Annotated in this window: 2 protein-coding genes; both read left to right on the plus strand. The window is 67.3% G+C overall.

Annotated elements, in window-relative coordinates:
* Nucleotides 1-94: 94 nt before the first annotated feature.
* Nucleotides 95-688 carry a winged helix-turn-helix domain-containing protein gene (locus ABGB08_RS54620; protein WP_347608530.1) on the plus strand — a complete coding sequence of 198 codons (594 nt, stop codon included), beginning with the start codon at nt 95-97 and terminating at the stop codon, nt 686-688.
* Nucleotides 607-1,170 (plus strand): transposase, encoded by a 564-nt coding sequence (locus tag ABGB08_RS54625; protein WP_347608533.1) that lies wholly within the window; start codon nt 607-609, stop codon nt 1,168-1,170. The genes ABGB08_RS54620 and ABGB08_RS54625 overlap by 82 nt, the downstream gene beginning before the upstream one ends.
* Nucleotides 1,171-1,199 lie beyond the last annotated feature (29 nt).

A 1,199-nucleotide genomic window follows, 5' to 3' on the forward strand; every position in this document is an offset into this window, starting at 1 on the left:
CTACAGAGCTTGAAGTGCTAGCAATTGGCGATGGTACAAACACGTAACGCTACAGGTGAGTTACATCGTCGTATTTCAGCAGTACAACACTTCTGTGCGGTACCCCGACGGTGGCGGCCTGTCCGCCAAGGCACGGGCTCAGCGCGAGCAGGTCCGCTTCACGGCAGCGGACATGTACCAGCGTGGCATGACCCCGCCCCAGGTCGCCCGCGCGCTGCGGGTCACCCCCAGTTCGGCCAACGCCTGGCACCGCGCCTGGACCAACGGCGGCAAACAGGCCCTGGCCTCCAAGGGCCCCGGCGGATCCATCTGCCGCCTCGGCGACCGGCAACTCCTCACCCTGGAGGCCGAACTCGACCGGGGACCCGCCGCCCACGGCTGGGACGACCAGCGCTGGACCCTGGCCCGCGTCACCAGGTTGATCAAGGAGCTGTTCCGCATCGACTACACCCCACGCGGAGTGTCCTACCTGCTGCACCGCATCGGCTGGAGCCCGCAGGCCCCCGCACGCCGCGCCGCCGAACGCGACGAAGAGGCGATCACCACCTGGGTGAAGGAGACCTGGCCGCATATAAAAGGCAGGCCGCCGACCGCGGCGCCTGGATCATCTTCGCCGACGAATCGGGGCAAAGCCTCCGCCCGCCGAAAGGGCGCACCTGGGCACGGCGCGGGCAAACCCCGATCGTGACGGTGTCCGGCAAGGGCTCCGGCCGGGTCTCGATCGCCGGCCTGCTCTGCCTCAAGCCCGGCCGGCGCACGCGCCTCATCTACCGGACGATCAGCTACCACGGCCGCAAAAACGAGCGGAAAGGCTTCGGCGTCCGCGACTTCAAGCTCCTGCTCCAAGCCGCCCACCAGCAGTTACGCGGCCCACTGGTGATCGTGTGGGACAACCTGCCCGCTCATGTCAGCGCCGAGATGCGCACCTTCGTCGACGAGCACGACTGGCTGACGGTCTTCCGGCTCCCCGGCTACGCTCCCGAACTCAACCCTGCCGAAGGCATCTGGGCCAACCTCAAGGGCCACCTGGCCAACCTGGCCGTCCGCGGCGGCGTCGACCACCTCGCCGCCGTCATCAAGCACCACCTCAAGCGGCTGCAATACCGACCCGGCCTGCTCGACGCCATCATCGCCCAGACCGAACTGATCCTCGAACCCGAACCACCGTAACCCGAGAAGCCAGCCTTTCAACCTCTGTA

It is taken from the genome of Acrocarpospora sp. B8E8 (genome assembly GCF_039871605.1).
Taxonomy (GTDB): domain Bacteria; phylum Actinomycetota; class Actinomycetes; order Streptosporangiales; family Streptosporangiaceae; genus Acrocarpospora; species Acrocarpospora macrocephala.